The 23836-nt window shown below is 69.8% G+C and carries 21 protein-coding genes; 6 read left to right on the top strand and 15 right to left on the bottom strand.

Translation table 11 applies throughout. The features are described from left to right. Positions 1–149: 149 nt before the first annotated feature. The 7 genes from ACFFIA_RS15805 to ACFFIA_RS15775 form a co-directional block, all read right to left on the bottom strand. Positions 150–1304, bottom strand: a complete 1155-nt coding sequence (locus ACFFIA_RS15805) for a CaiB/BaiF CoA transferase family protein (protein WP_377251555.1) — start codon at positions 1302–1304, stop codon at positions 150–152. Continuing rightward, entirely contained in the window at positions 1301–2353 is a 1053-nt protein-coding gene (locus tag ACFFIA_RS15800) for an LLM class F420-dependent oxidoreductase (protein ID WP_377251567.1), read from the bottom strand. The genes ACFFIA_RS15805 and ACFFIA_RS15800 overlap by 4 nt, the downstream gene beginning before the upstream one ends. Positions 2354–2445: 92 nt before the next feature. After that, positions 2446–3780, bottom strand: coding sequence for an ABC transporter substrate-binding protein (locus ACFFIA_RS15795; protein WP_377251553.1), 1335 nt, complete (start codon positions 3778–3780; stop codon positions 2446–2448). A gap of 44 nt (positions 3781–3824) precedes the next feature. Beyond that, a complete protein-coding gene (locus ACFFIA_RS15790) occupies positions 3825–4676 on the bottom strand; it encodes a MaoC family dehydratase (protein ID WP_377251551.1) in 852 nt (283 codons plus the stop codon). Next, entirely contained in the window at positions 4673–5101 is a 429-nt protein-coding gene (locus ACFFIA_RS15785; protein ID WP_377251549.1) for a Zn-ribbon domain-containing OB-fold protein, read from the bottom strand. The genes ACFFIA_RS15790 and ACFFIA_RS15785 overlap by 4 nt, the downstream gene beginning before the upstream one ends. Then, a complete protein-coding gene (locus ACFFIA_RS15780) occupies positions 5098–6270 on the bottom strand; it encodes an acetyl-CoA acetyltransferase (RefSeq protein ID WP_377251547.1) in 1173 nt (390 codons plus the stop codon). Before ACFFIA_RS15780 ends, ACFFIA_RS15785 begins: the two co-directional genes overlap by 4 nt. Then, on the bottom strand, positions 6260–7927 hold the full coding sequence (locus ACFFIA_RS15775; protein WP_377251545.1) for a class I adenylate-forming enzyme family protein: 1668 nt from the start codon (positions 7925–7927) through the stop codon (positions 6260–6262). Before ACFFIA_RS15775 ends, ACFFIA_RS15780 begins: the two co-directional genes overlap by 11 nt. Before the next feature lie 134 nt (positions 7928–8061). Between ACFFIA_RS15775 and ACFFIA_RS15770 the strand changes: the two genes are divergently transcribed. Continuing rightward, entirely contained in the window at positions 8062–9222 is a 1161-nt protein-coding gene (locus tag ACFFIA_RS15770) for an acyl-CoA dehydrogenase family protein (RefSeq protein WP_377251543.1), read from the top strand. A 16-nt stretch (positions 9223–9238) separates the two neighbouring features. Next, positions 9239–10153 carry an SDR family NAD(P)-dependent oxidoreductase gene (locus ACFFIA_RS15765; RefSeq protein WP_377251541.1) on the top strand — a complete coding sequence of 305 codons (915 nt, stop codon included), beginning with the start codon at positions 9239–9241 and terminating at the stop codon, positions 10151–10153. Positions 10154–10250: 97 nt separating this feature from the next. Here the strand turns inward: ACFFIA_RS15765 and ACFFIA_RS15760 are convergent, their stop codons facing one another. The 3 genes from ACFFIA_RS15760 to ACFFIA_RS15750 all read right to left on the bottom strand — a co-directional run bounded on the left by ACFFIA_RS15760 (position 10251) and on the right by ACFFIA_RS15750 (position 13784). Further along, positions 10251–10973 carry an ABC transporter ATP-binding protein gene (locus tag ACFFIA_RS15760; RefSeq protein WP_377251539.1) on the bottom strand — a complete coding sequence of 241 codons (723 nt, stop codon included), beginning with the start codon at positions 10971–10973 and terminating at the stop codon, positions 10251–10253. Further along, the gene (locus ACFFIA_RS15755) at positions 10970–12844 is read right to left on the bottom strand and encodes a branched-chain amino acid ABC transporter ATP-binding protein/permease (protein WP_377251537.1); all 1875 of its coding nucleotides are present in this window, start codon (positions 12842–12844) and stop codon (positions 10970–10972) included. The genes ACFFIA_RS15760 and ACFFIA_RS15755 overlap by 4 nt, the downstream gene beginning before the upstream one ends. Before the next feature lie 76 nt (positions 12845–12920). Further along, positions 12921–13784 carry a branched-chain amino acid ABC transporter permease gene (locus tag ACFFIA_RS15750; protein ID WP_377251535.1) on the bottom strand — a complete coding sequence of 288 codons (864 nt, stop codon included), beginning with the start codon at positions 13782–13784 and terminating at the stop codon, positions 12921–12923. Positions 13785–14049: 265 nt separating this feature from the next. On the opposite strand from ACFFIA_RS15750, the gene ACFFIA_RS15745 reads away from it, so the two are divergent. Further along, positions 14050–15276 (top strand): TetR/AcrR family transcriptional regulator, encoded by a 1227-nt coding sequence (locus ACFFIA_RS15745; protein WP_377251533.1) that lies wholly within the window; start codon positions 14050–14052, stop codon positions 15274–15276. A 315-nt stretch (positions 15277–15591) separates the two neighbouring features. Here ACFFIA_RS15745 and ACFFIA_RS15740 read toward each other — a convergent pair whose 3' ends face one another. Further along, a complete protein-coding gene (locus tag ACFFIA_RS15740; RefSeq protein WP_377251531.1) occupies positions 15592–17139 on the bottom strand; it encodes a class I adenylate-forming enzyme family protein in 1548 nt (515 codons plus the stop codon). 184 nt (positions 17140–17323) lie between these two features. Between ACFFIA_RS15740 and ACFFIA_RS15735 the strand changes: the two genes are divergently transcribed. After that, the gene (locus ACFFIA_RS15735) at positions 17324–18091 is read left to right on the top strand and encodes an enoyl-CoA hydratase/isomerase family protein (protein WP_377251529.1); all 768 of its coding nucleotides are present in this window, start codon (positions 17324–17326) and stop codon (positions 18089–18091) included. A 10-nt stretch (positions 18092–18101) separates the two neighbouring features. On the opposite strand, the gene ACFFIA_RS15730 is transcribed toward ACFFIA_RS15735, so the two are convergent. From ACFFIA_RS15730 to ACFFIA_RS15720, 3 genes are read right to left on the bottom strand one after another with little or no spacing between them, the layout of a single operon-like run. Beyond that, entirely contained in the window at positions 18102–18620 is a 519-nt protein-coding gene (locus ACFFIA_RS15730; RefSeq protein ID WP_377251527.1) for a hypothetical protein, read from the bottom strand. Beyond that, entirely contained in the window at positions 18617–19768 is a 1152-nt protein-coding gene (locus tag ACFFIA_RS15725; RefSeq protein WP_377251525.1) for a phosphotransferase family protein, read from the bottom strand. The genes ACFFIA_RS15730 and ACFFIA_RS15725 overlap by 4 nt, the downstream gene beginning before the upstream one ends. Next, positions 19761–20972, bottom strand: coding sequence for a TetR/AcrR family transcriptional regulator (locus ACFFIA_RS15720; protein ID WP_377251523.1), 1212 nt, complete (start codon positions 20970–20972; stop codon positions 19761–19763). Before ACFFIA_RS15720 ends, ACFFIA_RS15725 begins: the two co-directional genes overlap by 8 nt. Positions 20973–21167: 195 nt before the next feature. On the opposite strand from ACFFIA_RS15720, the gene ACFFIA_RS15715 reads away from it, so the two are divergent. Both ACFFIA_RS15715 and ACFFIA_RS15710 read left to right on the top strand, forming a co-directional pair. Next, on the top strand, positions 21168–21662 hold the full coding sequence (locus tag ACFFIA_RS15715) for a nuclear transport factor 2 family protein (protein WP_377251521.1): 495 nt from the start codon (positions 21168–21170) through the stop codon (positions 21660–21662). After that, the gene (locus tag ACFFIA_RS15710) at positions 21659–22519 is read left to right on the top strand and encodes an SDR family NAD(P)-dependent oxidoreductase (protein ID WP_377251519.1); all 861 of its coding nucleotides are present in this window, start codon (positions 21659–21661) and stop codon (positions 22517–22519) included. Before ACFFIA_RS15715 ends, ACFFIA_RS15710 begins: the two co-directional genes overlap by 4 nt. 93 nt (positions 22520–22612) lie before the next feature. Here ACFFIA_RS15710 and ACFFIA_RS15705 read toward each other — a convergent pair whose 3' ends face one another. After that, a complete protein-coding gene (locus ACFFIA_RS15705; protein ID WP_377251517.1) occupies positions 22613–23683 on the bottom strand; it encodes an IS110 family RNA-guided transposase in 1071 nt (356 codons plus the stop codon). Positions 23684–23836 lie beyond the last annotated feature (153 nt).

Raw genomic sequence — 23836 nt, 5'->3', positions numbered from 1 at the left:
GAGCGTGCCCGTGAGGTCCTTTCCGACATAGATCTTCCCGTTCGGATACGTGATCTTATACACGACCTTCACGCGGACGACTATAGGCGCTCTCATACCGCATGAGCTACGGGATGAGACTTGCTACTACCTGACCAGTTACACTGCGCCTACCGATTCGCCTCATGCGCCGCACCCGACGCGATCAACTCGTCGACGTTTCCGATACCCCAGGCCTCCAGCGCCATTCTGGTGTCCTGCCCTGGAGCCGAAGGTCCTCTCGACAACGTCGCTTCCGTACGCGAAAAGCGTGGCGCCGGTGCCGGCTGTACCCGGCCCTCGTGTTCGACGAACACGCCGCGAGCCGCGATGTGCGGATGCCGTACCGCCTCGCTGAAAGGCAGGATGGGTGCCACACAGCCGTCCGTGCCGTCGAAGACCTCCGCCCACTCAGCCTGGGTCTTTCGCTTGAACGCCTCGGCCAGGGCCGTTCCAAGCGTGTCGAGGTCTTCGGCCGGTGCCCGGTCGACGCCGGTGAGGCGCAACAGATCGGCGTGGAACTGAGGCTCGAGCGCGGCCACCGAGACGTGCTTGCCGTCCGCTGTCTCGTAGATCCGATAGTTCGGGATGCCGCCGTCGAGAACGTTGACACCACGCTGTTCCTTCGCGATGCCGCTGGCGAGCATCGAGGCCCACATCAGGTTGAGATGTGCGGTGCCGTCGACGATAGCGGCGTCGACGACCTGCCCCTGACCGCTCGTGCGCGCCTCGAACAGTGCCGCGAGGAGGCCGATGACGAGATAGGTCGAACCGCCGCCGAAGTCGCCGAGCAGGTTCTGTGGAAAATGTGGCCGTTCGGGGTCCTGGCCGAGGGCATGCAGTGTCCCGGTGATCGAGATGAAGTTCATGTCGTGCCCGGCCGTATGAGCCCACGGTCCGGTCTGCCCCCAGCCGGTCATCCGGGCATAGACGAGTCTTGGGTTGTGGGCGAGGCAGTCGTCGGGCCCGAGTCCCAGCCGCTCGGTGACGCCAGGGCGCATCCCTTCCACGAGCGCGTCCGCACTCTCCACCAGTTCGAGCACCGCGGCGACCGCGGCTGGGTGCTTGAGGTCGAGCGCGACGCTCGGTCGGCCGCGGGTCAGCAGGTCTGACCCGCGCGGTTCGATACCGAAGCCGCCCTCGCCTGGACGCTCGATCCGGATGAGGTCGGCGCCGAGGTCGGCGAGAATCGTGGCCGCGTGCGGTCCAGGACCGATGCCCGCCAACTCGACGACTCTGAGCCCTTTCAGGGGGCCGGTGCCCTGACCGAGCGCGTGAGACGTCATCGGATACCTGGCGAGCGGTTGGTCGGCAACAGACTGGCGACGATCGCGACATCGTCGACCCGCTTCGCCGGTTCCGTGGCCAACGGGTTGAGCAGCAGCGTGGTGACGCCGGCGGCGGCGAGATCGGCGACCTGGCTCCTCAACTGGTCGGGGTTTCCGATCAGCGACACGCCCCGAACGAGTTCGTCGGGGACCGCGCGAGCGGCATCCTGCGTGCGTCCCGCGAGGTACAGTTCCTGGATCTCTTTGGCCTCGACGGCGTAGCCGTATCTACGGGCGAGCTCGTTGTAGAAGTTCTTCCGGCGCGCGCCCATGCCGCCGATGTAGAGGGCCAGCTGGCGGCGGACGGACGCGAGGATCTCCTCGGCCGGCTCGCTCACCGCGAAGGGGACCTGCAGCATGATATCGAGTGTTCCCAGCGCGGGATCCCGACGTGAGTAGCCGATGTCAAGGGCCTCGCCCCAGGCGGCGCGGTAACGTTCGCGATGAAAGAACAACGGCTGCCAGGCGTCCGCGATCTCGACCGTCATGGCGACGTTGCCCGGTCCCAGTGCGGCGACCGCGATCGGGATGCGGCCGCGAACCGGATGGTTGATCAGCTTCAGCGGCTTTCCCAGACCCGTCCCCTCGGTCTCCGCAAGCGGGATCCTGAAGTGCTTTCCCGCGTGCCGCAGCGGCTCGCGCCGCCACACGCGACGGCAGATCTCGATCACCTCACGCGTACGACCGAGCGGCGCGTCGTAGGGAACGCCGTGGAACCCCTCTACGACCTGCGGGCCGGAGGCTCCGATGCCGAGCGTGAACCGGCCGCCCGAGACGTGGTCGAGTCCGGCGGCCGTCATGGCCAGCAGTGCGGGAGTTCGGGAGTACACCGGCAGGATGGCGGAGGCCAGCTCGACCGTCCGGGAGCGGGCGGCGAGGTACCCCAGCTGGCTCACCGCGTCGAAGGAGTATGCCTCAGGGACAGCGACGAGTCGCAGGCCGGCGGCCTCGTAGTCGGGAAGGAGCTCAGCGGTCTCGTCGAAGCCGTGCGCGTAGTCGATGATCATCCCGAGTCGCATCGCTGTCCTCCCCCGTACAAACCGGAGTGCCCCGCCCCCGCCAGTTCGACGAGGCACTCCTCCCCCCAGCGCGGGCACGGTCAGCCGGCCTGCTCCACCGGCTTGCCGTTTTCGAACTTGAACGCGACAAGGCAGAGCTTGAACGCGCTGTGGCTCTCCTTGTAGCTCATCTGGCAGCCTTGCTTGCCGCTCACGCCCTCGATCGGCTCCATGGCGTCCAGGGCCTGCACGAGCTTCTCACCGTTGGTGTCGCCACCGGTCTGGTCGAGCACCTTGTCCAGGATCATGAACGCGTCGTACGTCGCGCCCGCCTGCTCGACCAGCGCGACCTCTGTGCCGTTGTTGTACTCGTCGGCGTACTTCTTCGCGAACTCCTGGTACTGCGGCTTCGACGGCTGCATGTTGGAGAACGTGTAGATGGCCGGCAGCTTCGTGAAGGCGTCGCCCCCGATCTTGAGGGCGTCCGGCGCGATGAGCGAGCTGAACCCGAGCACCGGCGTCTGCACGCCCTGCTCGACCATCGTCTTCATCGCCAGGCCCGCGTCGGCGGCGGAGCTGCCGATGGCGATCACCGAGTCGGCACCGGAGCGCTTGATCTCGGCGATCGGGCCGGAGAGGTCAGTCGCGTTGAGCGCGTACTTCACCGTGCCGGCCGGCTGGAGACCGGCCGCCTTGGCCGCCTCCTCGATCGGGCCGAACAGGGTGGCGCCCGTCGGCCCGTCGTCCGCGAGCACGACCGGCTTCTTGTAACCGAGCTTCGTGAGCAGTTCCATCATCTGCACCGGGTAGTCACGCTGGTCGTGACCCACCCGATAGGTGTAGACCGCCTTGTCGAGGAACGCCGGCGAGATCGTCGACGGGCCCAGGAAGACAATCTTGCGGGACTCCGTCACCTGGCGGATCGCCAGACCTTCGATCGTCGTGTACGCCCCGACGACGACCTCGGCCTTGTCCACGGTCACCGCTCGCTGCGCCACCTTGACAGACTCGTCCGGCGAGAGCTTGTCGTCATACTCCTTGACGACGAGGTTGCGCCCACCCGCGCCACCGCCAGCGTTGATGTCCTTGACCGCGAGCTTCGCCGAGTTGAGCATCATCTGGGCGGCCGCGCTGTTGCCGCTGGTGAGCGGGACCGGGACAGCCACCACGAGGTCTTCGCCACGGCCCTCGCCGCCCTGACCGGTCTCATCGCTGTCGCCGCACGCCGTCAGAAGCAGGAGAAGGGCGGAAAGGCCCGCCGCGGTCGCGTGGATTGGTTTCACAGGAATGTGCCCTTCGTCGATGTCATCCGATGAGAGGAGAGGCCCCAGTCCCCAAGCCGCCGCACGTGTCCGGCCGGCATCGCAGCTCTCGCGCACGCCACCTATCCACGTATCACTTAACAATGCAAAACAGTTGCACAGGTCACAGGTCACGTCAAGGATCTGTCATCGGATCGTGACACGGATTTCACACGGGTTCAGGAGGTTCGCAGCGCGAAGACACCTCGGTCGAGCACCACGCGGTCGCCGGCACGCGCCTGGAACAGGATGCCGGCTTGCGCCTTCCAGGCGTTCACCAACAGCTCCTGGCCCGGAAACACCGGCGCCGTGAAACGCACGCTCATCCGGCCGAACCGGTCGGGATCCCCGCCGGCACAGGAGTGCAGCAGCGCGCGGGCGGCCACGCCGAACGTACACAGCCCGTGCAGGATCGGCCGGGCGAACCCGGCGCGCTCGGCCGCGACCGGGTCGGAGTGCAGCGGGTTGCGGTCGCCGCTGAGCCGGTACAGCAAAGCCTGCTCCGGGCGCGTCTGCATCCGTACGCTCACGTCCGGATCGCCGGCCGGCAGCTGCCATCGGGCCGGCGCGGGGCCGCGTTCGCCACCGAACCCGCCCCCGCCGACGACGAGGCTCGTGCTGCGCGCCACCGCCAGCGGCGCACCCGTGGCGGGCTCACGCAGGGTCGTGCGCACCACCACTAGCTCGTCACGTCCCTTGTCCAGTACCGCTTCGGCGACGGTCTCGGCCTCGACGGCGCCTTCCGCCGGCAGGACGCCGCGCAGCTCGATCTCCATGCCGGCGTGCAGCACCTGGCTCAGGTCGAAGCCGCCGAGGCGTGGGTCCAGGCCGAGGGACGCCAGTGTGACCACGAACGACGGCAGCACCCGCTGCGGTCGGCCCACGGAGTTTTCCGTGACGAACGGCAGCTCGTCGAACCGCTCGTCCGAGCCCGCGCCGACGCCCAACGCGTACAGCAGCGCGTCGGTGCTCGACCAGGTGCGCGATTCCGCAGGCCAGGGCTGGCCCACGATGTCGGCGCGGAGGCTCATCTCGCGAGGCGCCACTGCGGGACGCCGACGTCCGGGTTGGCCCGCATCACGAACGCCCGCACCCGGTCGCCCACGGCGACCTCCTCGGGGTCGCAGTCGACGATGTTTCCCATCAGCCGAGGCCCCTCGTCGAGGTCGACGAGTGCCAGGACGTACGGAAGCATGCCCTTGAACGGTGGCACGCCGCTCTGCCGGACGATGCTGAACGTATAGACCGTGCCCAGACCCGACACCGCCTCGAGTACCGGCGTCGCACCGCAGCGCATGCAGATGCCGCGCGGGTAGTGCTGGGCCGAGCGGCACTCCGGGCAGCGCTCGACGGTGAGCGTGCCAGCGGCGCACAGCCGGAAGTACTCGTTGGCGAGGGGATCGTTTCCCGGCAGCGGCCGGTCCCAGTTCTCGACGTCGACGACTTCGAGCGTCATGCGGCACTCCTTCCGAGGATCGAGACACCGATCGTGGACAGCCAGCCACCCGAGCCGGCCGCCAGGGCGACCTCGCAGCCCGGGACCTGTACGTCGCCGGCGGCGCCGCGCAGCTGCCGAGTGGCCTCGATGAGCAGGAAGATGCCACGCAGCCCGGGGTGGCAGGAGGAGAGCCCGCCGCCGTCGGTGTTCATCGGCAGGGCGCCTCCCTTGCGCAGGTTCCCCGCTTCCACGAAGGCGCCGCCCTCGCCAGGGGCGCAGAACCCGAGGCTTTCGAGCAGGAGCAGGCAGGTGATGGTGAAGCTGTCGTAGAGCATCACCATGTCGACATCCTTCGGGGCGAGTCCGGCCCGGGCGAACGCCTCCGGGCCGGCGAGCGCTCCGGCGGTCGTGGTGAGGTCGGGTGCCTGGCTCACCGACCAGTGCGTCTGCCGGGCGGCGGTGCCCAGGATGTAGACCGGCGGCTGTCGCAGGTCGAGGGCGCGCTCCTCGGTGGTGACGATGACCGCGCCGCCGCCGTCGGTGATCGCGCAGCAGTCGAGGAGGTGCAGCGGGTCGGCGACCATCCGGGAGCCCAGCACGTCGTCGACGGTGATCGGGTCGCGGTACATCGCGTTGGGGTTGAAGGCGGCGTACTCGCGTACCCCGACCGCGATCTGGGCCAACTGTTCCGCGGTGGTGCCGTACTGGTGCATGTGCCGCCGGGCCGCCATCGCGTACGCCGCCACGGTCGGGTTGCCGTACGGCGCCTCGTACTGCTGCGCACCGATCGGTGGGCGGCCGTATCCGGTGCCCAGCGACCGGCCCAGCCGGGTCAGCAGATCGCTGCCGTAGCTGAGCACGATGGTGTGGGCCAGCCCTTCCCGGATCGCCGCTTCGGCGTGCTGGAGCTGGAACTCGTAGGCCGACCCGCCCGTGTAAGTGCCGTCGAGCCACTTGGCATCGATTCCCAGAAACTCGGCGGTCTCCGGAAGGTCCGAGCCCGGCACACCGGGGATCCACGACTCAGCGACGGCCAAGCCGTCGATGTCCTGCTTGCGTACGCCCGAATCGGCCAACGCCCGCTGCAGGGCTTGGGCCTGATGCCCGCGAGCATCCAGGTGCGGAGCCTTCGGGTAGTCGGACAGCCCGATGCCGCAGATGACTGGCGTGCGGTCCTTATGTGCCACGCGCGGCCTTCCATTTCCGGTTGGTGGAAACGACGGTGCGCCGTTCCAGGAGGAGATGCTTCTGGATCTTGCCGGAAGCGGTCGCCGGGAGTTCGTCGACGACGTACCACTCGGTTGGGAACTTCTGCTTGGTGAGCCGGGACGTCTCCAGGTGCCGCAGCACGCTGTCCGGGTCGGTCCAGATGACTCCCGGGGCCAGCGTGACGAACGCGGCGACGGCCTCACCAAAACGTTCGTCGGGCACGCCAACCACCGCGGCGCGGTCGATGTCGGGATGCGCGACGATCGCCTCTTCGATGTCGCGCGCCGAGAACTTCTCCCCGCCCCGGTTGATGATGTCCTTGATCCGGCCGGTAACGCGTAGCCAACCCTCTGCGTCGACGGTGCCCACGTCGCCGGTGTAGAACCAGCCGTCCTCGTCCACCTGCGCGGCCGTGAGGTCGGGATCGGTGTAGCCGATGAGGCTCTGCGGCCCTCGGGTGCGCAGCTCGCCTTCGACGCCGGGCGACAGCGGTTGACGGTAGGGATCCACGGCTTCCAACTCGGTGCCGTCGATGAGCCGTCCGTCGTAGTTGGCCCGGCGTTCAAGGTCGCTGTCGAGCCCGGGAAAGGTAATCCCCCCGCCGGTTTCGGTCATGCCGTAGCCGCGCATCGCGTGCACGCCGAGCGAGTCGGCCTCCCGGATCAGCACCGGGGGTGTCGCGGCGCCGCCGCTGACGAAGCGGGTGATGCGGTGGGACGCGCCCATTCCTTTGCGATAGCTGCGGACCAGGTCGTGCAGGAACACCGCGGCGCCGGTAGTGAATGTGACCCGCTCCCGCTCGATCAGGTCCGCGGCCGCGTCGCCGTCCCACTTGGGCATGATCACAACGCGGGCGCCGACGCTCACCGGCCAGGCGAAGCCACTGACGAAGCCGGCCAGGTGCGACAGCGGCGCGCAACAGAAGAACACCTCGTCCTCGGTCCAGGCCATGCGGGCGCCGACGCTGCGGTTGTTGGCCACGAACGCCCGGCCGGTCAGCATCACTCCCTTCGGCGCCGAGGTGGTGCCCGACGTGTACAGGATGAGCGCGCACGCCTCCGGTTCGAGGGGTTCGGGGAGGCCGGTGTCGTCCTGCGGCCCGTCCGGCCGCCGCGGGAACGGGGCCCACCCCGGCACAGTCGCCTCCCCGACGACGTACCTGACGGTGCCAAAGAGGCCGGCGCCGGCCAGGTGCCGGTCGAACTCCGCGCACGGCTGCCGGGTCGCGGTGTCCTCTCCTGCGATGACCGCCACCGGGCGGCAGTCGGCGACGATATGGCTCATCTCGTGCTCGCGGTAGATCGGGACGACCGGCACCGAGACGGCGCCGATCCGGAAGGCGGCCACCTGTGCCAGCAACGCCTCCACGCGGTTGGGGAGCTGGACGAGCACCCGGTCACCCCGCCGCACTCCCCTGGCGACGAGGTCTGCGGCGATCGCCGTGGCCCAGGAAGTGAACTCGCGATAGGTAAGACGAAGATCGTCGATGCACAGGAACTCGCGGTCCGGAAACTCGCGCGCCGCCCGGTAGGCGAGCCAGCCGAGCCGCTCGTCGTCCCATAGGCCGGCTTCGACGTAAGCCGCTTCACGCTGGGCTCGTGCCTCGCCCCGAGCATCCTCGGTCACAGCAGTCACGACGGTCCTCCCTGATGCGCGTGCTGGCGCGGAACGCCTTTGACACCGCCAAACTCTTGATAGTTTGCATGGTTAATGAAACCCTCGCAAGGGTCACAGCCGACCACGAAGACCGCGGCAAGGAGCGCCGAGAGATGGATTTCGACCTCGACACCGAGCAGGTCGCGTTCGCCCGCCTCGTACGGTCCTGGGTCGACGACAACTACCCCAAGGAGCGGTGCCGCGCGATCGAGGCGGCCGACGGCGTCTTCCCCACCGACCTCTGGAACGACCTGGCCAAGGCCGGGTTCCACGGCATCGGCATTGACCCGGAGTACGGCGGCGAGGGCGGCGACGTGGTGACCCAGTCGATCCTCGCCAGGGAGCTGACCAGGAACCTCGGCGGGCTCTCCGGCGTCTGGGGCGTGTCGTCGTTCGCCGGCGGCAAGACCCTGTCGACGTACGGCACGCCGGAGCAGAAGGCCGAGTACCTGCCGCGGCTGGCCCGCGGCGAGATCCGTTTCTCCATCGCGATCACCGAGCCGAGCGGGGGTACCGACCTGCTCGGCGCGATGCGCTCCCGGATCGACAAGGTGCCCGGCGGTTGGCGGCTCAACGGCCAGAAGGTGTGGTCCTCGGGCGCCAACACGTCCGACTTCCTTGTCGTGCTGGCCAAGGACCACGAGGTGGGCAGCTCCAGGTCCGCACTCACCGCGGTGCTGGTCCCCACGACCACCCCGGGGGTGGACATCCGGCGCATCCCCAAGCTCGGCATGCGCAGCTTCGCGGCGTGCGAGGTCTTTCTCGATGACGTCGTCGTGCCCGACGAGATGCTGGTCGGTGTACGCGGCCGCGGCTGGCACCAGCTCCTGCCGACGCTCAACAACGAACGGATCATCACCGCCTCGTCCGCGCTCGGTGTCCTCGACGCGGTGCTGGAGGACGCGCTGCAGTACGTCAAGGAGCGCGAGGCGTTCGGCCGGCCGATCGGCCAGTTCCAGGCACTCCAGCACTACATCGCCGACATGGTCGCCTGGCGTGAGCAGTCGGAGCTGCTGGTCCGCCGGGCCGCCTGGCTCCAGTCGCTGGAGCGGCCCTGCGGGGTCGAGGCGACCTTGGCGCACTACGTCTCGGCCGAGTACGCGAACCAGGCCGCCGACCGGGGCATCCAGGTGCTCGGCGGCCTGGGCTACTCCATGGAGACCGACATGCAGCGGTACTGGCGGGACTCCCGGCTGTATCGCATCGCGCCGATCACCGGCGAGATGGCGCGAAACATGGTCGCGGAGGCACAGGGCCTCCCCCGTTCGTTCTAGCCCAGGAGGATTCCGAATGACACTGTCCGGCAAGGTCGCCATCGTCACCGGAGCGGGCCAGGGCATCGGCCGTGCGGAAGCCCGAGCGCTCGCCCGGGCGGGGGCACACGTGGTGGTCAACGATGTCGGACGTGCCGCCGACGACCCGTCCGTGCGCACCGCCGACCGGGTGACGGCCGAGATCCGCGCGGAGGGCGGCTCCGCCGAGGCGAACCACTCCGACATCACCAGCTGGGACGGCGGGCGCGAGCTTGTCGAGCAGTCGCTGGCCCGGTCCGGCGCGCTGGACATCCTCGTGTGCAACGCCGGCATCGTCCGCGACCGGACGCTGTCCAAAATGGACCTGAAGGAGTGGGACGACGTCATCCGCGTGCACCTGCACGGGCACTTCGTCCCGATGCACTTCGCCGCCGTGCACTGGCGCGAGCGGGCACGCGTGACCGGCGCTCCGGTCGACGCGACGGTCATCGCGACGTCGTCCGAGGCCGGCCTGTGGGGCACCTTCGGGCAGGCCAACTACTCGGCCGCCAAGGCTGGGATCATCGCGCTGACCCAGGTCGCGGCCCGCGAGTTCGCCGCTTACGGGGTGACGGCGAACGCGATCTGCCCCCGCGCGCGTACCCCGATGACCGAGGGCGTGGGGCTGGACATGGACGCGGCTCCCGGCGAGGTCGACGAGTGGGACCCCGAGGGCATCGTGCCGTGGATCGTCTTCCTCGCCGGCCCCGGCGCCCGGCGGATCACCGGCGAGGTGTTCGTCGTGCACGGCAACACGGTCAAGCGCATGGAGTCGTGGCGGCCGCTCGCGCAGATCCGGCGCGAGGTCCACTGGGACCAGGAGTCCCTGGGCGCGGCCGTGGCCGAGCTCGGCGCCGGTAGCGACACGATGCGGATCGGCGACTTCCTGGAGCTGCGCGACCGCCTGGCCTGACGGCCCCCGGCGGGCGGGCCGGCACCCGGCCCGCCCGCCCACGCCGGCACCCGGCCCGCCGCCCGCCGCCCGCGAAAGCCTCGCGCCCGCAAGAGCCTCAGCCGAAGTACGCGGCCTGCAACCGGTCGCCCGCGAGGACGTCGGGGCTCCCCTCGGCGGCGACAGCGCCTTCCCGGAGCACGATCAGCCGATCGCACGTCTTGGCGACGCGCTGGCTGTTCTGTTCCACGATGAGCATCGAGATGCCCTCGTCCCGCAGCGATCCGAGCGACTCGTAGATGCGGTCGATGATCATCGGGGCGAGGCCGAGCGACGGTTCGTCGAGCAGCAGCACGTTGGGTTTCTGTACGATCGCCCGGGCCAGCGAGAGCATCTGCTGCTCGCCGCCGGAGAGCAGCCCGGCGAGCTGGTGCCGGCGCTCCCGCAGCACCGGAAACAAGCCGTAGACGAGCTCGCGGGTGGCCTTCAGCCGTGCCCGGACCCGGCCCCGCCCCAGCGACATGGTCGACAGTTCGAGGTTCTCGTCGACGGTGAGGGGCCGGATCACGCGATGCCCTTCCGGCAGGATGACCAGGCCGGACCGGGCCAGTGCGGCGGTCGAGCGGCCCTGGATGCTCGTGCCGCGGAAGAGCACCTCGCCGGATCGCGCCTTCAGACCTCCGGAGAGGGCGCGCATCAGGGTCGTCTTGCCGGCGCCGTTCATGCCGACGAGCCCCAGGATCTCGCCCGGTCGCAGGGCCAGGCTAACCTGCCGCAGGACCGGTTCGAGACGCCCGTACGAGACGGAGAGGTCGCGCGCCTCCAGCAGCGGGGTACTCATTCGGCGACTCCGAGGTAGGCGGCGCGGACGCCGGACTGGGCGAACACCTCGGCGGGCGGCCCCTCCGCGATGACCTTGCCCGCGTCGAGCACGTAGACGCGGTCGCAGGCCGAGGTGATCAGGAGCATGTTGTGGTCGACCAAGACCACGCCGATCTGCCGCTTGCTGAGCGACCGGATCGTGGCGGCGATCTCCTCCCGCTCGAACTCGGTCAGACCGGCGCCGGGCTCGTCGAGGAGGATGAAGGCGGGGTCGAGCATCAGGTTGCGGGCCACCTCGACGAGTCGCAGCACGCCGTACGGCTGGTCGGCGGCGCGGTGGTTGGCCCGGCCGGCCAGTGAGAAGTCCGCGAGCAGGCTGAGCGCGCGCTCGCGCGTCTCCCGCTCGATCCGCCGGTTCCTGGGCGAGTTGGCGACCTGCCGGATCCAGCCGGCTCCGCCGCGGGCGTCACCGCCGATCATGAGGTTTTCCAGCAGGGTGAGCTCGGGAATGACCTTGGGGCTCTGGAAGGTACGCCCCACGCCGCGCCGGACGACATCCTGCTGGCGCATCCCGAGCAGGCTCGCGCCGTCGAGCGTGAGGCTCCCACCAGTCACGCGGACGTCGCCGGTAATGCCGTTGAGCAGCGTGGTCTTGCCCGCACCGTTGGGTCCGATCAGCCCGACGACCTCACCGGTCCGCACCACCATGCTGACGTCGTCGACGGCCACGGTGCCCCCGAACGCCACCCGCAGGTCGCGTACCTCCAGGGCGCGCGGCGGGCCGGTGGGGGCCGCGGCGAGAGCTTCGATCGAGGTCGAGGGATCGCCTTCGGACAGTTCCGGCTCGGGACCTCGGCGCCGTCCGCTGAGCCGCCGGACCACCCGGTCGACCGCCCCGGCGATCCCGCCGCGGGTCGCCAGCACCAGCACCAGCACGCCGATGCCGTAGATGAGGTCCTGCGCCTGGCTGGTGGCCAGCGACAGCTCGTCCATGACCACCAGCGCCAGGACGCCGAACAGCGGCCCGTAGAGGAAGCCGGCGCCGCCCAGGATCGTGGCCAGCAGCAGCGCGGCGAGCCGGTTGAAGTTGAAGGTCTCCAGCTCGATGACCATCTGGAAGTGCGCGAACAGTACGCCGGCGAGACCGGCCATCGCACCGGCGAGGCCGAAGGCCAGCAGCCTCGTCGAGGCCGGGGAGACCCCCACCGAGGCCAGCACGCGCGGGCCCTCGCGCAGCGCGACGAGCCGCCGGCCAACCCCCGACCGGTGGATGCGCCGCATCAGCTCGGCGACCAGACCGACCGCCACGGCGGTGAGCCAGTAGAACGCCGGCAACCCGCCGATGAGGTCGGTGCCGAAGAACGAGGGGGACGGGATCAGGTAGATGCCGACCGTGCCGCCGGTGAACTCGTCCCACTGGCTCAGCACCTCGGCCAGCGCGAGCGCGAAGGCGAGCGTCTGGATCGCCAGGAACAGCTCGTTGAGTGTGCTGCTGGGCAGCGCGATGAGCACGGACAGCGCGGCGGTGACCAGGATCGCCACGACGGTGGCCAGCCAGAACGACATGCCGAACCTGACCTCGAGCCAGACGCTCGTGAAGGCACCGAGCCCGTAGGTAATGATGATCGAAAGGTTGAAGATGCCGCCGTACCCGTAGATCAGGTTGAAGCTCGCCGTCAGGATGTACGCGATCGCGGCCGCGGTGGCCAGGTGCAGGTAGTACTCGTTACCCGAGGTGGCCAGCCCGACCACGAGGAGGATCAGCGGCGGACCGACGACGTGCAACCACGAGCGCGGGATCCCCGCCCGCGCACCGCCGCGCTTGACCGGGCGCGGGCGCCGCAGCCGCGGCGCCAGGTCGGCTTCGGACTCGTTCACTGTCGAGCTCATGCCCGTCCTCGCTTCGCCGCGGGCGGGCATGAGGCACCGCGCACGCTGTACTCGATGATTCGCTCGCTTCGCTCACTCATACCCGCTCCGCCGTTCCGCGGAAGGTGAAGAGGCCTTGCGGCCGCACCACGAGGACAAGGGAAAGGATCACGAACAGCGCCGTCAGGTGGTAGCCGGCCTGTAGGTACTCGTCGGTCAGAGTCATGCCGATCCCCGCGATGAGCGCGCCGCCGACCGCCCCGAAGAGGCTGCCCAGCCCGCCGATCACGGCCCCGACCAGCGCGTAGACGAGTAGGGTCGGCGCGATGTCCACGGAGACGCTGGCCAGCGTGGCCTGGAACATCCCGCCGATGATCACGCAGACACCGGAGACGACCCAGGCCAGGACCTCGAACCGCCGGGCCCGGATGCCGTACATGCCGGCCAGCTCGGGGTCGTGAGCCACGGCGGTCAGCGCGCGGCCGATCAGCGTGCGGTCGAACAGCAGGTAGAGCAGCCCCACCAGCAACGCCGCGAGAACGATGACCAGCAGCCGCTGCCGCGCCGTCTGGTAGTCCCCGATGGTTACCGATCCAGGAAGCCATGGCTGGACTATCGAGGGTTCACCGCCGAACCAGGTGCGGGTCAGGAAGGTGAGCAACAGGCCGAAGCCCAGCGTCGCGAGGGTGAGGCCGATCGCCGGCACTCCCTGGCGCTGCGCGGGGTAGATGGCGATCAGGTAGCACACCGAGCCGAGGACGGCACCGGCCAGCAGTGTCGACACGACACCGAGGAACGCGTTCGACGCGCCCCAGGTGGCACAGGCGGCGCCCGCGAAGACGCAGAACCCGCCGGTCCCGAAGTTCACCACTCCGCTGACCCGGAACAGCAGGCTCACCGAGATAACCAGGGGAACCAGCACCGCTGTCATGGACAGCGCGGTAATTGCCAGTGAGATCACTGCCGACCTCCTCGACGAGGCGTGGGGGCCCCTGTGGGCGATCCTTTACGTGACTAACCAATATGAGACTGACGTCACGCCGCCCCGACGTCAAGGGGGTAGGCCGTCCCGGAAGCACTGGTCGCCTGACCGTAGCCGGAAACCTGAGCACCGTCTACCTGCCAATCACTTAATCTGACTAAGCAGTTCGGCGCGGGACGGCCGCTCGAAGGATGGGGCACCGGCGAGTAACGTAGGTCTGTTGAGCGTCCAGGAAAGGGGTCCGATGCCAGGGACGTACGCCCCGCGCCGCCGCGGCCGGCCGCCCATCCCCGAGCGGCGCGACCAGGTCGTCCGCGCGGCCGCCCGGCTGTTCCAGCGGCGCGGCTACCCGATGGTGGGGATGAAGGACGTCGCCGCCTCCCTCGGCATCACCGCCTCGGCGCTCTACCGCCACTGTGACAGCAAGAACGACCTGCTCCACGCCGCCATCACCTCCGGCCTCGACGTCGTCGAAGAGGCGCTGCGAAAGGCCGGGGAGTCGCTCGACGACGCGTTGCGGGCGGCGGCGGGGGCAGCCGTCGCGCGGGAGGATCTGTGGATCCTCGTCCGCCGGGAGCTGCGCCACCTGGATCCCCCGCTGCGAAAGGCGATCCGGCAGCGGCTCGCCACGATCCTGGGCACGCTGCAGGAGCGGCTGGCGCACGAGCGCCCCCGACTCGACCCCGATGCCCGGGAGTTCGCCGCGAGGTCGGCCCTGGCCACCCTGGCCGTGCCGTCGCAGTTCGGATACCGGTTCAACCCCAAGGTCCTGGAGACCACCATGGGCGACGTCGCCATCGACGTGGCCAACCTCGATGCCGGCAACGATCGCCCGACCCCCGACGTCCTGCCCAAGAAGCCCTTCGACGGCGAACTCTCCCGCCGGGAGGAGTTGCTGGGCCTCGCCGCCCGGCTGTTCGCCGAGCACGGCTACCAGGAGGTCAGCCTCATCGACATCGGATCGGCCGCCGGGATGGCCGGCCCCAGCCTCTACCACCACTTCAGCAGCAAGATCGACGTCCTCGTCGGCGTGCTGCGCCGGGCCGCGGAGTGGATCGAGCTGGACCTCCACTCCGCGCTGACCACCCACGACGACCCGATCCGCGTCCTGCGCCAGCTTGTGGCCGACCACGTCGACCTGGCACTCAACCACTGGGACCTGTTTCGCGTCTACCAGAACGAGTCCATCCAGCTTCCGCCCGACGAGCACAGCTGGATCACCGGCTCACACAAGGCATTCATGGAACGCTGGATCCAGCTCACCCGGACCGCGCGCCCCGACTACACCGAGACACAGGCCCGCGTGCGCGTGTTCTCCGCGCTCTGCATCATCAACGACCTGGCCGGTTCGGCCCACATGCGAGTCCATCCCGCGTTCCGCGTGCGCCTGGAGCACACGGCCTTCGGCTGCATCGGCGTCACCCCGACCCCGCACGACCAAAGGTCTAGCGGGCATTCGCGCTCGATGTGAGAGCTTTGCGTCCCTCGCCTTGAAACCTGAAGTTCCATAAGACATAGAGATGTGGGCTGCCGCGATGTTCGTCGTGGTCCCGACGCCGCTCCCGCGGCCTCACCCGTGGACATGCCGATCCGTGGACCTAGTCGTCGCTGACGCCCGGGGTCGCGACCCGGCGGTCTGAGGAGACGGAAACGGGATGATGATGTGCGGGCAAGCCGCGCCCGCCAGCGATTGCACGGTGGGCGACCACCGAATCTCAACCCAGAGCGGTACAAGACCCGCAACCAGACCGAACGCGGCTTCGGCCGGCTATCGGTTGGATACCGGCTATCGGTTGGATACTTGTGGGGTCGAGGTGGCCATGCCCTCACGGAGGACGCGCTTGAGGATCTTGCCGGACGGGTTGCGGGGGACCGGGCCGAAGATGAGCTCGCGCGGCAGCTTGTAGTCGGCGATGAGCTCGGCGCAGTGCGCGCGCAGCTCGTCCAGGGTCAGTGCCTGACCGCCGGCTAGGGTGACGCAGGCGACCACCGTCTCCCCGTACACCGGATCGGGGCGCCCGACCACCGCGCAGTCCGCCACGGCCGGATGGCTGGCCACGGCGTTTTCGACCTCGACGCAGTAGATGTTGCGGCCGCCGCTGATGATCATGTCCTTGAGGCGGTCGACGATGGTCATCGCGCCGTCCGAGTCGAGGCGGGCCAGGTCCCCGGTGCGCAGCCAGCCGTCGAGGAACGCCTCCTCCGTCGCGGCCGGGTTGCGCCAGTAGCCCTTCATCACCGTCTCGCCTGCGAGCAGCACCTCGCCCACCTCACCAGGGGCGACGTCCTTGCCGGCCGCGTCGACAACGCGGACCCGCATGAGCGGAAACGCCCGGTAGCCCGTCACCTCAGGACGCCGCACCGCCTCCTGCGGGCTGGAGAAGAACCCGCTGGGTCCGGCCTCGGTCGGGCCGTAGCAGGAAAAGAGCCGCACGTCGGCGAACGTCTCCTGCAGCCGCGCGGCCACCTCCGGCGGCATCGGTGCTGCGCCGTAGATCGACGAGCGCCAAGCCGACAGATCACGGGGCCGTTTCAGGTACTCGGCCAACAACATCTGGTACATCGTGGGAACGCCGAAGAAGATCGTGGTGCGCTCGCGCTCCATCGTGTCGAGGACCGTCGCGGCGTCGAAGTGGGACAGGATCACGTGGGTGGCGCCGACGAGCACACCCGGGATCAGCATCATCGTCATCTCCCCCGAGTGGTACAGCGGGGCGACGTGCACGAGTGACGCGCCTTCGGTCATGCCGATGGTGCCGACGGGGATGGTGACGCCAGTCCACACCAGACGGTGGTGGTCCATCAGCACGCCCTTGGCGAACCCGGTCGTGCCGCTCGTGTAGAGAATCATGGCGTCGTCCTGCTCGGTCACGGTCGACGGCGCCCGCTCCGCGCTGCACCCGACCGCCTCAGCGAGCAGGTCCGGGTACCCGTCGGCGGCACCGAGGCAGAGCAGGGCCGGCGCGTCCGCGTCGAGCTGCCCGATCGCCGCCGTCGCCACCTGGACCAGGGCCGGGTCGACGACCAGTACGCGGGCACCGCTGTCACGCAGGATGTGCGCGACCTCGGGCGGCGCCGACCGCGGGTTGACCGGTACGAAGATCGCGCCGAGCTTGGCCGTCGCGAACAGCGCGTACACGAAGCCGGGCGTGTTGACCCCCATCACTGCGCACCGCTCGCCGGCGCCGAGACCGGCCTTGGCGAGCACCGAGGCGACCCGGTTGACCGTCGCGTCCAGCTCCGCGTACGTCTGCCGCAGGTCGCCGAACACCAGCGCGGTCCGCTCGGGCACCCGCTCCGCCGCGTTTTCCAGCGCGCTCGCCAAAGTCACCACGGTCGCCTCCCTACACGGTTGATCAGCCTAGTGACGATGAACCATAGCCGCCCTGAGCTAGCGAAACAACGCTGGGATTGACGATCCTTCGGAACTTTTGGTTCGATAGACTCCACCAAGCGGCCGTTCACATATTTCCCCCGGCGGCGCGCGGCGGGGGAACGTTCCGCGACGAAGGGGTCCCATGCCACAGTTCACCCAGATCAAGACCTCGGTACAGAACGGCGTCGGAAGGATCACCTTCGACCGGCTCGACCGCCGCAACGCGCTCAGCATCGAGCTGTTCACCGACCTGAGCGATTGCCTCGACGCCTGGCGGGACGACGACGGCGTGGCCTGCGCCGTCCTCACCGGCGGCGAGGACGTCTTCTGCGCTGGCCTCGACCTCGCGTTGCAGTCCGTCTTCGACGACAAGAGCAAGCGCGCGGCGTACTCGAAGGCGTGCCTGCGGGCCTACGGCACGCTGCTGGACTACCCAAAGCCGACCATCGCCGCGGTCGCCGGGCCGGCCCTGGGCGGGGGCTGCGACATCGCCGTCTTCTGCGACATCCGGATCGGCGCGAGCAACGCCGTCATGGGCTACCCGCAGATCAAGATGGGGCTCACGCCGTACTTCTCGCCGCTGTGGCGCATCGTCGGGCTCAGCCAGGCCAAGCTGCTCACGTTCTCCGGTGACAAGATCGACGCCGCGGAGGCCCTGCGAATCGGGCTGCTCGACCGGCTCGTCGAGGCCGGCACGGTGGTGAAGGCCGCGACTGGTCTGGCGGAGTCGATCGCCGAGACGACGGTGGAGTCCGCCATGAACAACAAGGAGATGGCGCTGCGGGCACCGGCGATGGACCCGATCTCGGCGCTGACCTACGAGACGCTGGCCTACCGGGAGATCATCTGGCACCCCGAGGTCGTCGGCCGCATCGGCGCCGCGTACGACCGGATCCGCTCAGCATCCTGACGGCACGCGGTCAGCCGGCCGCCGGCGGTTTGGCGAGCAGCTCGGCGAGGCTCGTGTCGCTCTGGGTGTAGCCGGTGCTGGCGAACAGCGCGCGCTCCCGGGCGACCTGCCGGACGGCGAGGCCGCGCATCACCTCGCGCGCCCGGTCGGCCGCCGCGCCGCCTTCCGCGCACAGCGCCTCGAATAGCTGGGTCACGGCGGTCTTGAGCGCGCGGTTGCCCTCGGCCAGCGCGGCGAGCGGGATGCTCGCCTCGTCGGCCCGGGGCTCCGGCGCGGCGAGGACGGCGGCGGCCTCGTGATCGGCGGCGCCCACTGAAAGGAGGTCGCCGAGCGCGGCCGCGTACTCGTGGCGCTCGACCACCTCGTACCGGTAGGCGTGCGGGTGCACGGCGCGGACCACGTCGAGCGCCATGAGCACGAACGCCGCCTGCTCGCGCGCGAACTCCGCCTCGGGCGGCAGCATCGGGAAGATCGTCTCGGCGAGACGTTCCCTGATCGCCTCCAGGTGACGGTCCAGCGACGGGATCATCGGGCGCCTCCGAAGAGCACTCTGTTGAGGGCGGCGCACGACATCACGCCCTTGCCGGCCATCGTCTGGTACATGACGTCGAGCTGGGTCATGCCGGCCGCGGCGTTGCGCAGCCCGGTGGCGAGCAGTGAGATGTTGGACCAGTACATGTTGAACACGAAGTAGTAGTGCAGCCGCTCGGGGTCGACCGGCAGCCCGGAGACCTCCTCGTACGCCGCGACGAACCGGCCGGCGTCCAGCAGCCCGGCCACCAGGGTCACGCCGTCCTCCACGTGCCCGAACGACTTGAACATCGTGTACGCGAGGTCGGCGTGCCGGTCGCCGATCCAGGTCATCTCCCAGTCGATGACCGCGGTCACCACACCGCGCTCCTCGTCAAAGAGGAAGTTGCCGTTGCGGTAGTCGCCGTGCAGCAGCGACACGACGTCGACCACCGGGCGGTGCTCCCACAGCCAGTCGCGCGCCAGCGACATCGAGGGGTGCTCCTCCAGCCGGTCCTCGTCCCAGACCCGGTCCCAGAACGCCAGTCGCCAGTCGACGGCGTCGGTCGTGCCGGCCCGCGGCGGTTCGAACGTGTCGAGATCGGCGCGGCTGACGTCGAAGGCGTGCAGCAGCGCCTCGTAGGTGACGAACTGCGGCGCCAGCTTCGACCGTAGCGGCTCGGGATACCTGGTGCCCATGCCGCTAGCCCGCGTCACCTGCCCGCGCGGCGCCTGCACCCCGGGGCTGAAGTCGGTGACGACCGCGGGCGCGCCGAGGTATCGCGCGTCGTGGGTGGACCAGCGCGGGCGGGGCACCGGGATCAGCCCGTCGACGGCCCGCATGGCCTGGACCTCACGCCCCAGGTGCGTCACCACCCCGGATCCGGGGACCTTGACCCGCAGCACGAGGCTCTCCCGCGCGCCGCCGCGGTGCAGCGTGAAGGCGTACAGCTCGTTGGTGCCGGCGCCGGAGAGCCGGCGCAGGTCGCTCACCCTGGCGTGCGGGCCGTGCTCGTCGCCCATCCAGCGCTGGAGGCCGGCCCGGATCACCTCCGGACCGCGAAACCGCGCGTCCGGCGGCGGCGCGTCGCGCAGGCGGCGCCGGTGCGCCAGCAGCTCCAGCAGCGCGCCCTCCACCCGCCCGCGGGACCCGGCACGATCAGTCATCGCCGCCCACTCCCAGGTGATGGCAGACGAGGGCGGCCACCCGCGCGTGGATCTGGTCCTGTGCCTTCAACCGGCGCGAGCGTGCCATGTCGTTGACGACGCACAGCCCGGACGAGACCTGGACGTACGCCGCGGCCGGGGTCAGGGCCGGCCGGGCCCGGACCAGGATGCTGACCCAGTGGTCGAACAGCGAGCGCTGGGCGGTGAGAAACCGCTGTCGCTGGCCCTGCTCCAGGTGGATCGACTCGTCGGTGAACACGCGGTAGAGCGGGTTGTGGGTCAGGGCGAGGGCGACCTGGTCGACGACGAACTGGCGGAGCACGCTCCGGGGGTCGCTGTGGCGGCGCAGCGCGTGCGTGCGGTTGAGCTCGATCGACTCGAAAGCGCGCTGCGTCAGGCGGGCCAGGATCAGCGACTTGCTGGAGAAGTGGTGGTAGATGCTGGGGCCGCTGATGCCCACCGCCGCGCCGACGTCGTCGAGGCTCACCTCCGGATAGCCGCGCTCGGCGAAGAGCCTCGCCGCCGCCGCGAGGATCGCCTCGGCCCGCGACCCGTCGCCCGTGGCGCGCCCGATGCCCTCCTGGGACGCGGGCGACGGCAGCGCGGGCAGGGCGCCGAACGAGAAGGCGGCCACGCGCGCGCCCGCGTCGGCCAACGAACTGGCCAGCGCGGCCCGCGCCTGCCGCTGCGGGTACTGCGAGGGCGCCTCCAGGGTCGCCAGCGCGGCGTGGGACAGCAGGGCACCGTCGTCGCGGGACAGGTCGGCGCGCTGCTCGGCGATCAGCGCGCGCATCCGGGCGACGAGGGCGCTGAACACTCCCCTGACCCGCCGGGCGTCGTCGTCGGCCAGGTACCTGGCCTCCCGGCGCACGAGCAGCCACAGGTCGCGCCGCTCCACCGCGACCCGCGACAGCGGAGTCATCAGGGACAGGGCACCGGCGGCGGACCCGGCGCGCGCCTGCGCCAGCGCCTCGTCGACGAGGGCCAGGCCGGACTCGATGGCCGCCAGCAGGAGCGCCTGCTTGCCCGGGAAGTGCCGGTAGACCGCGGGGGCGGTCACCCCCACGGCCGCGGCGACGTCGCGGACCGCGACGTTGGCGTAGCCGCGTTTCTGGAAGAGCTCACCGGCGACGTGCGCGATCTGCGCGTCCCGGCGCGGCGCGGTGTCCCGTCCCTTGGGTGTCGCGGGCCTTGCACCACCCACCGTGGCTTCCCCTCGTCAGCGACAGCATCAGGCCTGCTTTCGCCGTGGACTCTAGCGCAGGTCTGCCACGCTGCGCCCTATTAGCTGTTCACCAATATTGCCGCCGGATGGCTTGGCCTGCGCTAGAAACCTTGACACCATCAGCCTATTCGTCGTTCACTGGCGCCGACCGGCCTGTGGAGGAGGCAACCGATCGTGATACCCAAGGGCGACCCCGTCACCGAGGAGTTCCTGCGCGACTTCTGCCACCGGTGGGCGGCGGCGTGGAACTCGCTCGACACAGGCACGGTGATGCGGCTGATGCATCCGGACATCGTCTGGGAGGACCTCGTGTTCTGGCCGCGGGTGATCCACGGGCACGAGGAGCTGCGCGAGTACGTCGACACCATCTACCGGGTGATGCCGGACGTGCGGTTCGAGGAGGTGCAGACCTTCACCGCGCCGGCGGACGGCCGGGCGCTCTTCCTCTTCCGGCAGACGTGCTCGGCACCGGCCAGCTTCGGCACCGGCAAGACGGCGACCACGTACGGCTGCGACATCCTGCTCGCCTTCGAGGACGGGCTGCTCTCCCGCTACCTCGCGCAGTACGACCTCGTGCAGATCATGTCCCAGTTCGACGTCCTGCCTCCGCGGGCCGACCGGATCGGCGGCGCCTACCTGCTCTCCATGCTGGGCGCGGGCGCGCGATGAGCGAGCGGAGCGCGGCGGTCGTCACCGGGTCCTCGCGCGGTCTGGGGCGGAGCTTCGCGATGGCCCTGGCCCGCGACGGGTACGCCGTGGTGGTCAACGGCACGGACCCCGACGCGGCGGCGGAGACGGTGCGGCTGATCGAGGGCGCCGGCGGCACGGCGGTGTGCCGCGTGGGTTCGCTCGTCGACCCGGACTTCTGCGGCCGGCTCGTCGACACGTGCGTGGACGCGTTCGGCCGCATCGACCTGCTCGTCAACAACGCCGGCCTCACCCGCGACCGTTCGGTGGTGAAGATGACCGCGGCGGAGTGGGACGAGGTGCTGGCCGTACACCTGCGCGGCACCTGGGCCTGCAGCGCGGCCGCCGCCCGCGCGATGCGCGGCCGCGGCGGTCACATCCTCAGCGTCACGTCCGGCGCCGGACTCTTCGGCATGTTCGGCCAGGCCAACTACGCGGCGGCGAAGGCCGGCATCGTGGGGCTCAACCGCGTCCTGGAGATGGAGCTGGGCAAGTTCGGGATCCGCTGCAACGTGCTCTACCCGGTCGCGCGCACCCGGATGACCGCGGTCTTCGCCGACGCGGCCGCCGCGGTCGGCCACGAGGCCACGTTCCCGCCGCCGGAGACGGTCGCACCGGTCGTGAGCTACCTGGCCAGCCCCGCCGCCGCCCACCTGCACGGCCAGGTCATCTCCTTCGACGGGCGGCGGCTGTCGGTCTGGTCCCACCCGGCCCCGACCGCCACCTGGACCCGCGAGCTCGGCGCCTGGCGGCCGGAGGACTTCGCGGCCGCGCTGACGGCGGAGGTCATGCAGCTGCCTCATCCCGACTCGTGGGGCCGCGGCGTGATCGCCGGCTGAGCCGCCGCGCGCGCCCGGCGTTCCCAGCCGTGGGCCAGATCGAAGACTTCAAGCCGGCAGATTTGGGCGGCCGCGATGATGCTCCTATGGATGTCAAGTGGCTGGTTCAAGATTGTTTGTTGTGATGAGTTGGTAGAGTTCGCGGGCTATGTACCGCTTCAGGCAGCGGATGATTTCTTTCTTGGACAAGCCTTCTTTGGTGCGTCGTTGCATGTAGTCCCGGGTGCGGGGGTCCCAGCGTAGGCGGGTGAGTACGACGCGGTAGAGGGCGGCGTTGGCTTGTCGGTCGCCGCCGCGGTTGAGGCGGTGGCGGGTGGTCTTGCCGGAGCTGGCGGGGATGGGGGCGACGCCGCAGAGCATGGCGAACGCGGCTTCGCTGGTGAGCCGGTCGTGGTTTTGGCCGGCGGTGACCAGTAGTTGGCCGGCGATGTCGGGGCCGACGCCGTTGGCGGTCAGCAGGTTGGGGTTGATGGCGGCGACGAGGGGTGCGAGGAGTTCGTCCAGGTCGGTGATCTCGGCGGACAGTTGTTGGTGGCGGCGGGCCAGGGCGCGTAGGGCGAGTTTGACGGCGGTGGCTGGGCGGGCGGCGTCGGTCCGGTCGCCTCGCAGGTTCGCGCAGGTGGCGATCAGCTTGTTGACGGGCAGGGTGTGTAGCCGGGCGCGTAGTTCGTCGGGGGCGGTGACGATCAGGGTTTTGATCTGGCGTTGGGTGTCGGCGCGTTGCTCGATGGCGCTGCGTCGGGCCACTCGTAGGTTGCGCAGGGCTTCGACGCGGCCGTCGCGTTGTTTGGGGGTGCCGGTGCGTTCGCCGGCCAGGGCCGCCTTGGCTGCGGCGATGGCGTCGATCGGGTCGGACTTGCCCTGCAGGCGGCGGGTCTTGCGGTCCGGGCGGTCGACCTCGATCACCTCGACGTCCTGCTCGTGCAGCAGGCGGGCCAGGCCGGCGCCGTAGGCGCCGGTCCCCTCGACCCCGACCCGGCCCAGCCGGCCGAACTCGCGCATCCAGGCCAGCAGGGCGGTGTAGCCGGCCGTCGTGGCGGGGAACTGCTGGGTGCCCAGCACCCGCCCGACCGCGTCGATCACGGCGGCGGTGTGCGTGTCTTGGTGGGTGTCGACACCACCGGCAACGTCGAACGCGGCGGTGTCAGGTGTAATAGGAGGCATCGTCGTCCTGTCGCTTGATGACCGGGGGCAGGGCGGCACGCACCAGCCGGGCAACGCGGACAAGACAGAGACGGGGCCTCTAGCCAGGCTCCTATGAAGTCACAACGCCACGCCTGATGAGTGCACGAGCACCTCCCGACCAGGGCCGACAGA

This window comes from Phytohabitans kaempferiae, from assembly GCF_042433955.1.
Classification (GTDB): Bacteria; Actinomycetota; Actinomycetes; order Mycobacteriales; family Micromonosporaceae; genus Phytohabitans; species Phytohabitans kaempferiae.
This window is presented reverse-complemented; position numbering and strand designations above follow the sequence as displayed.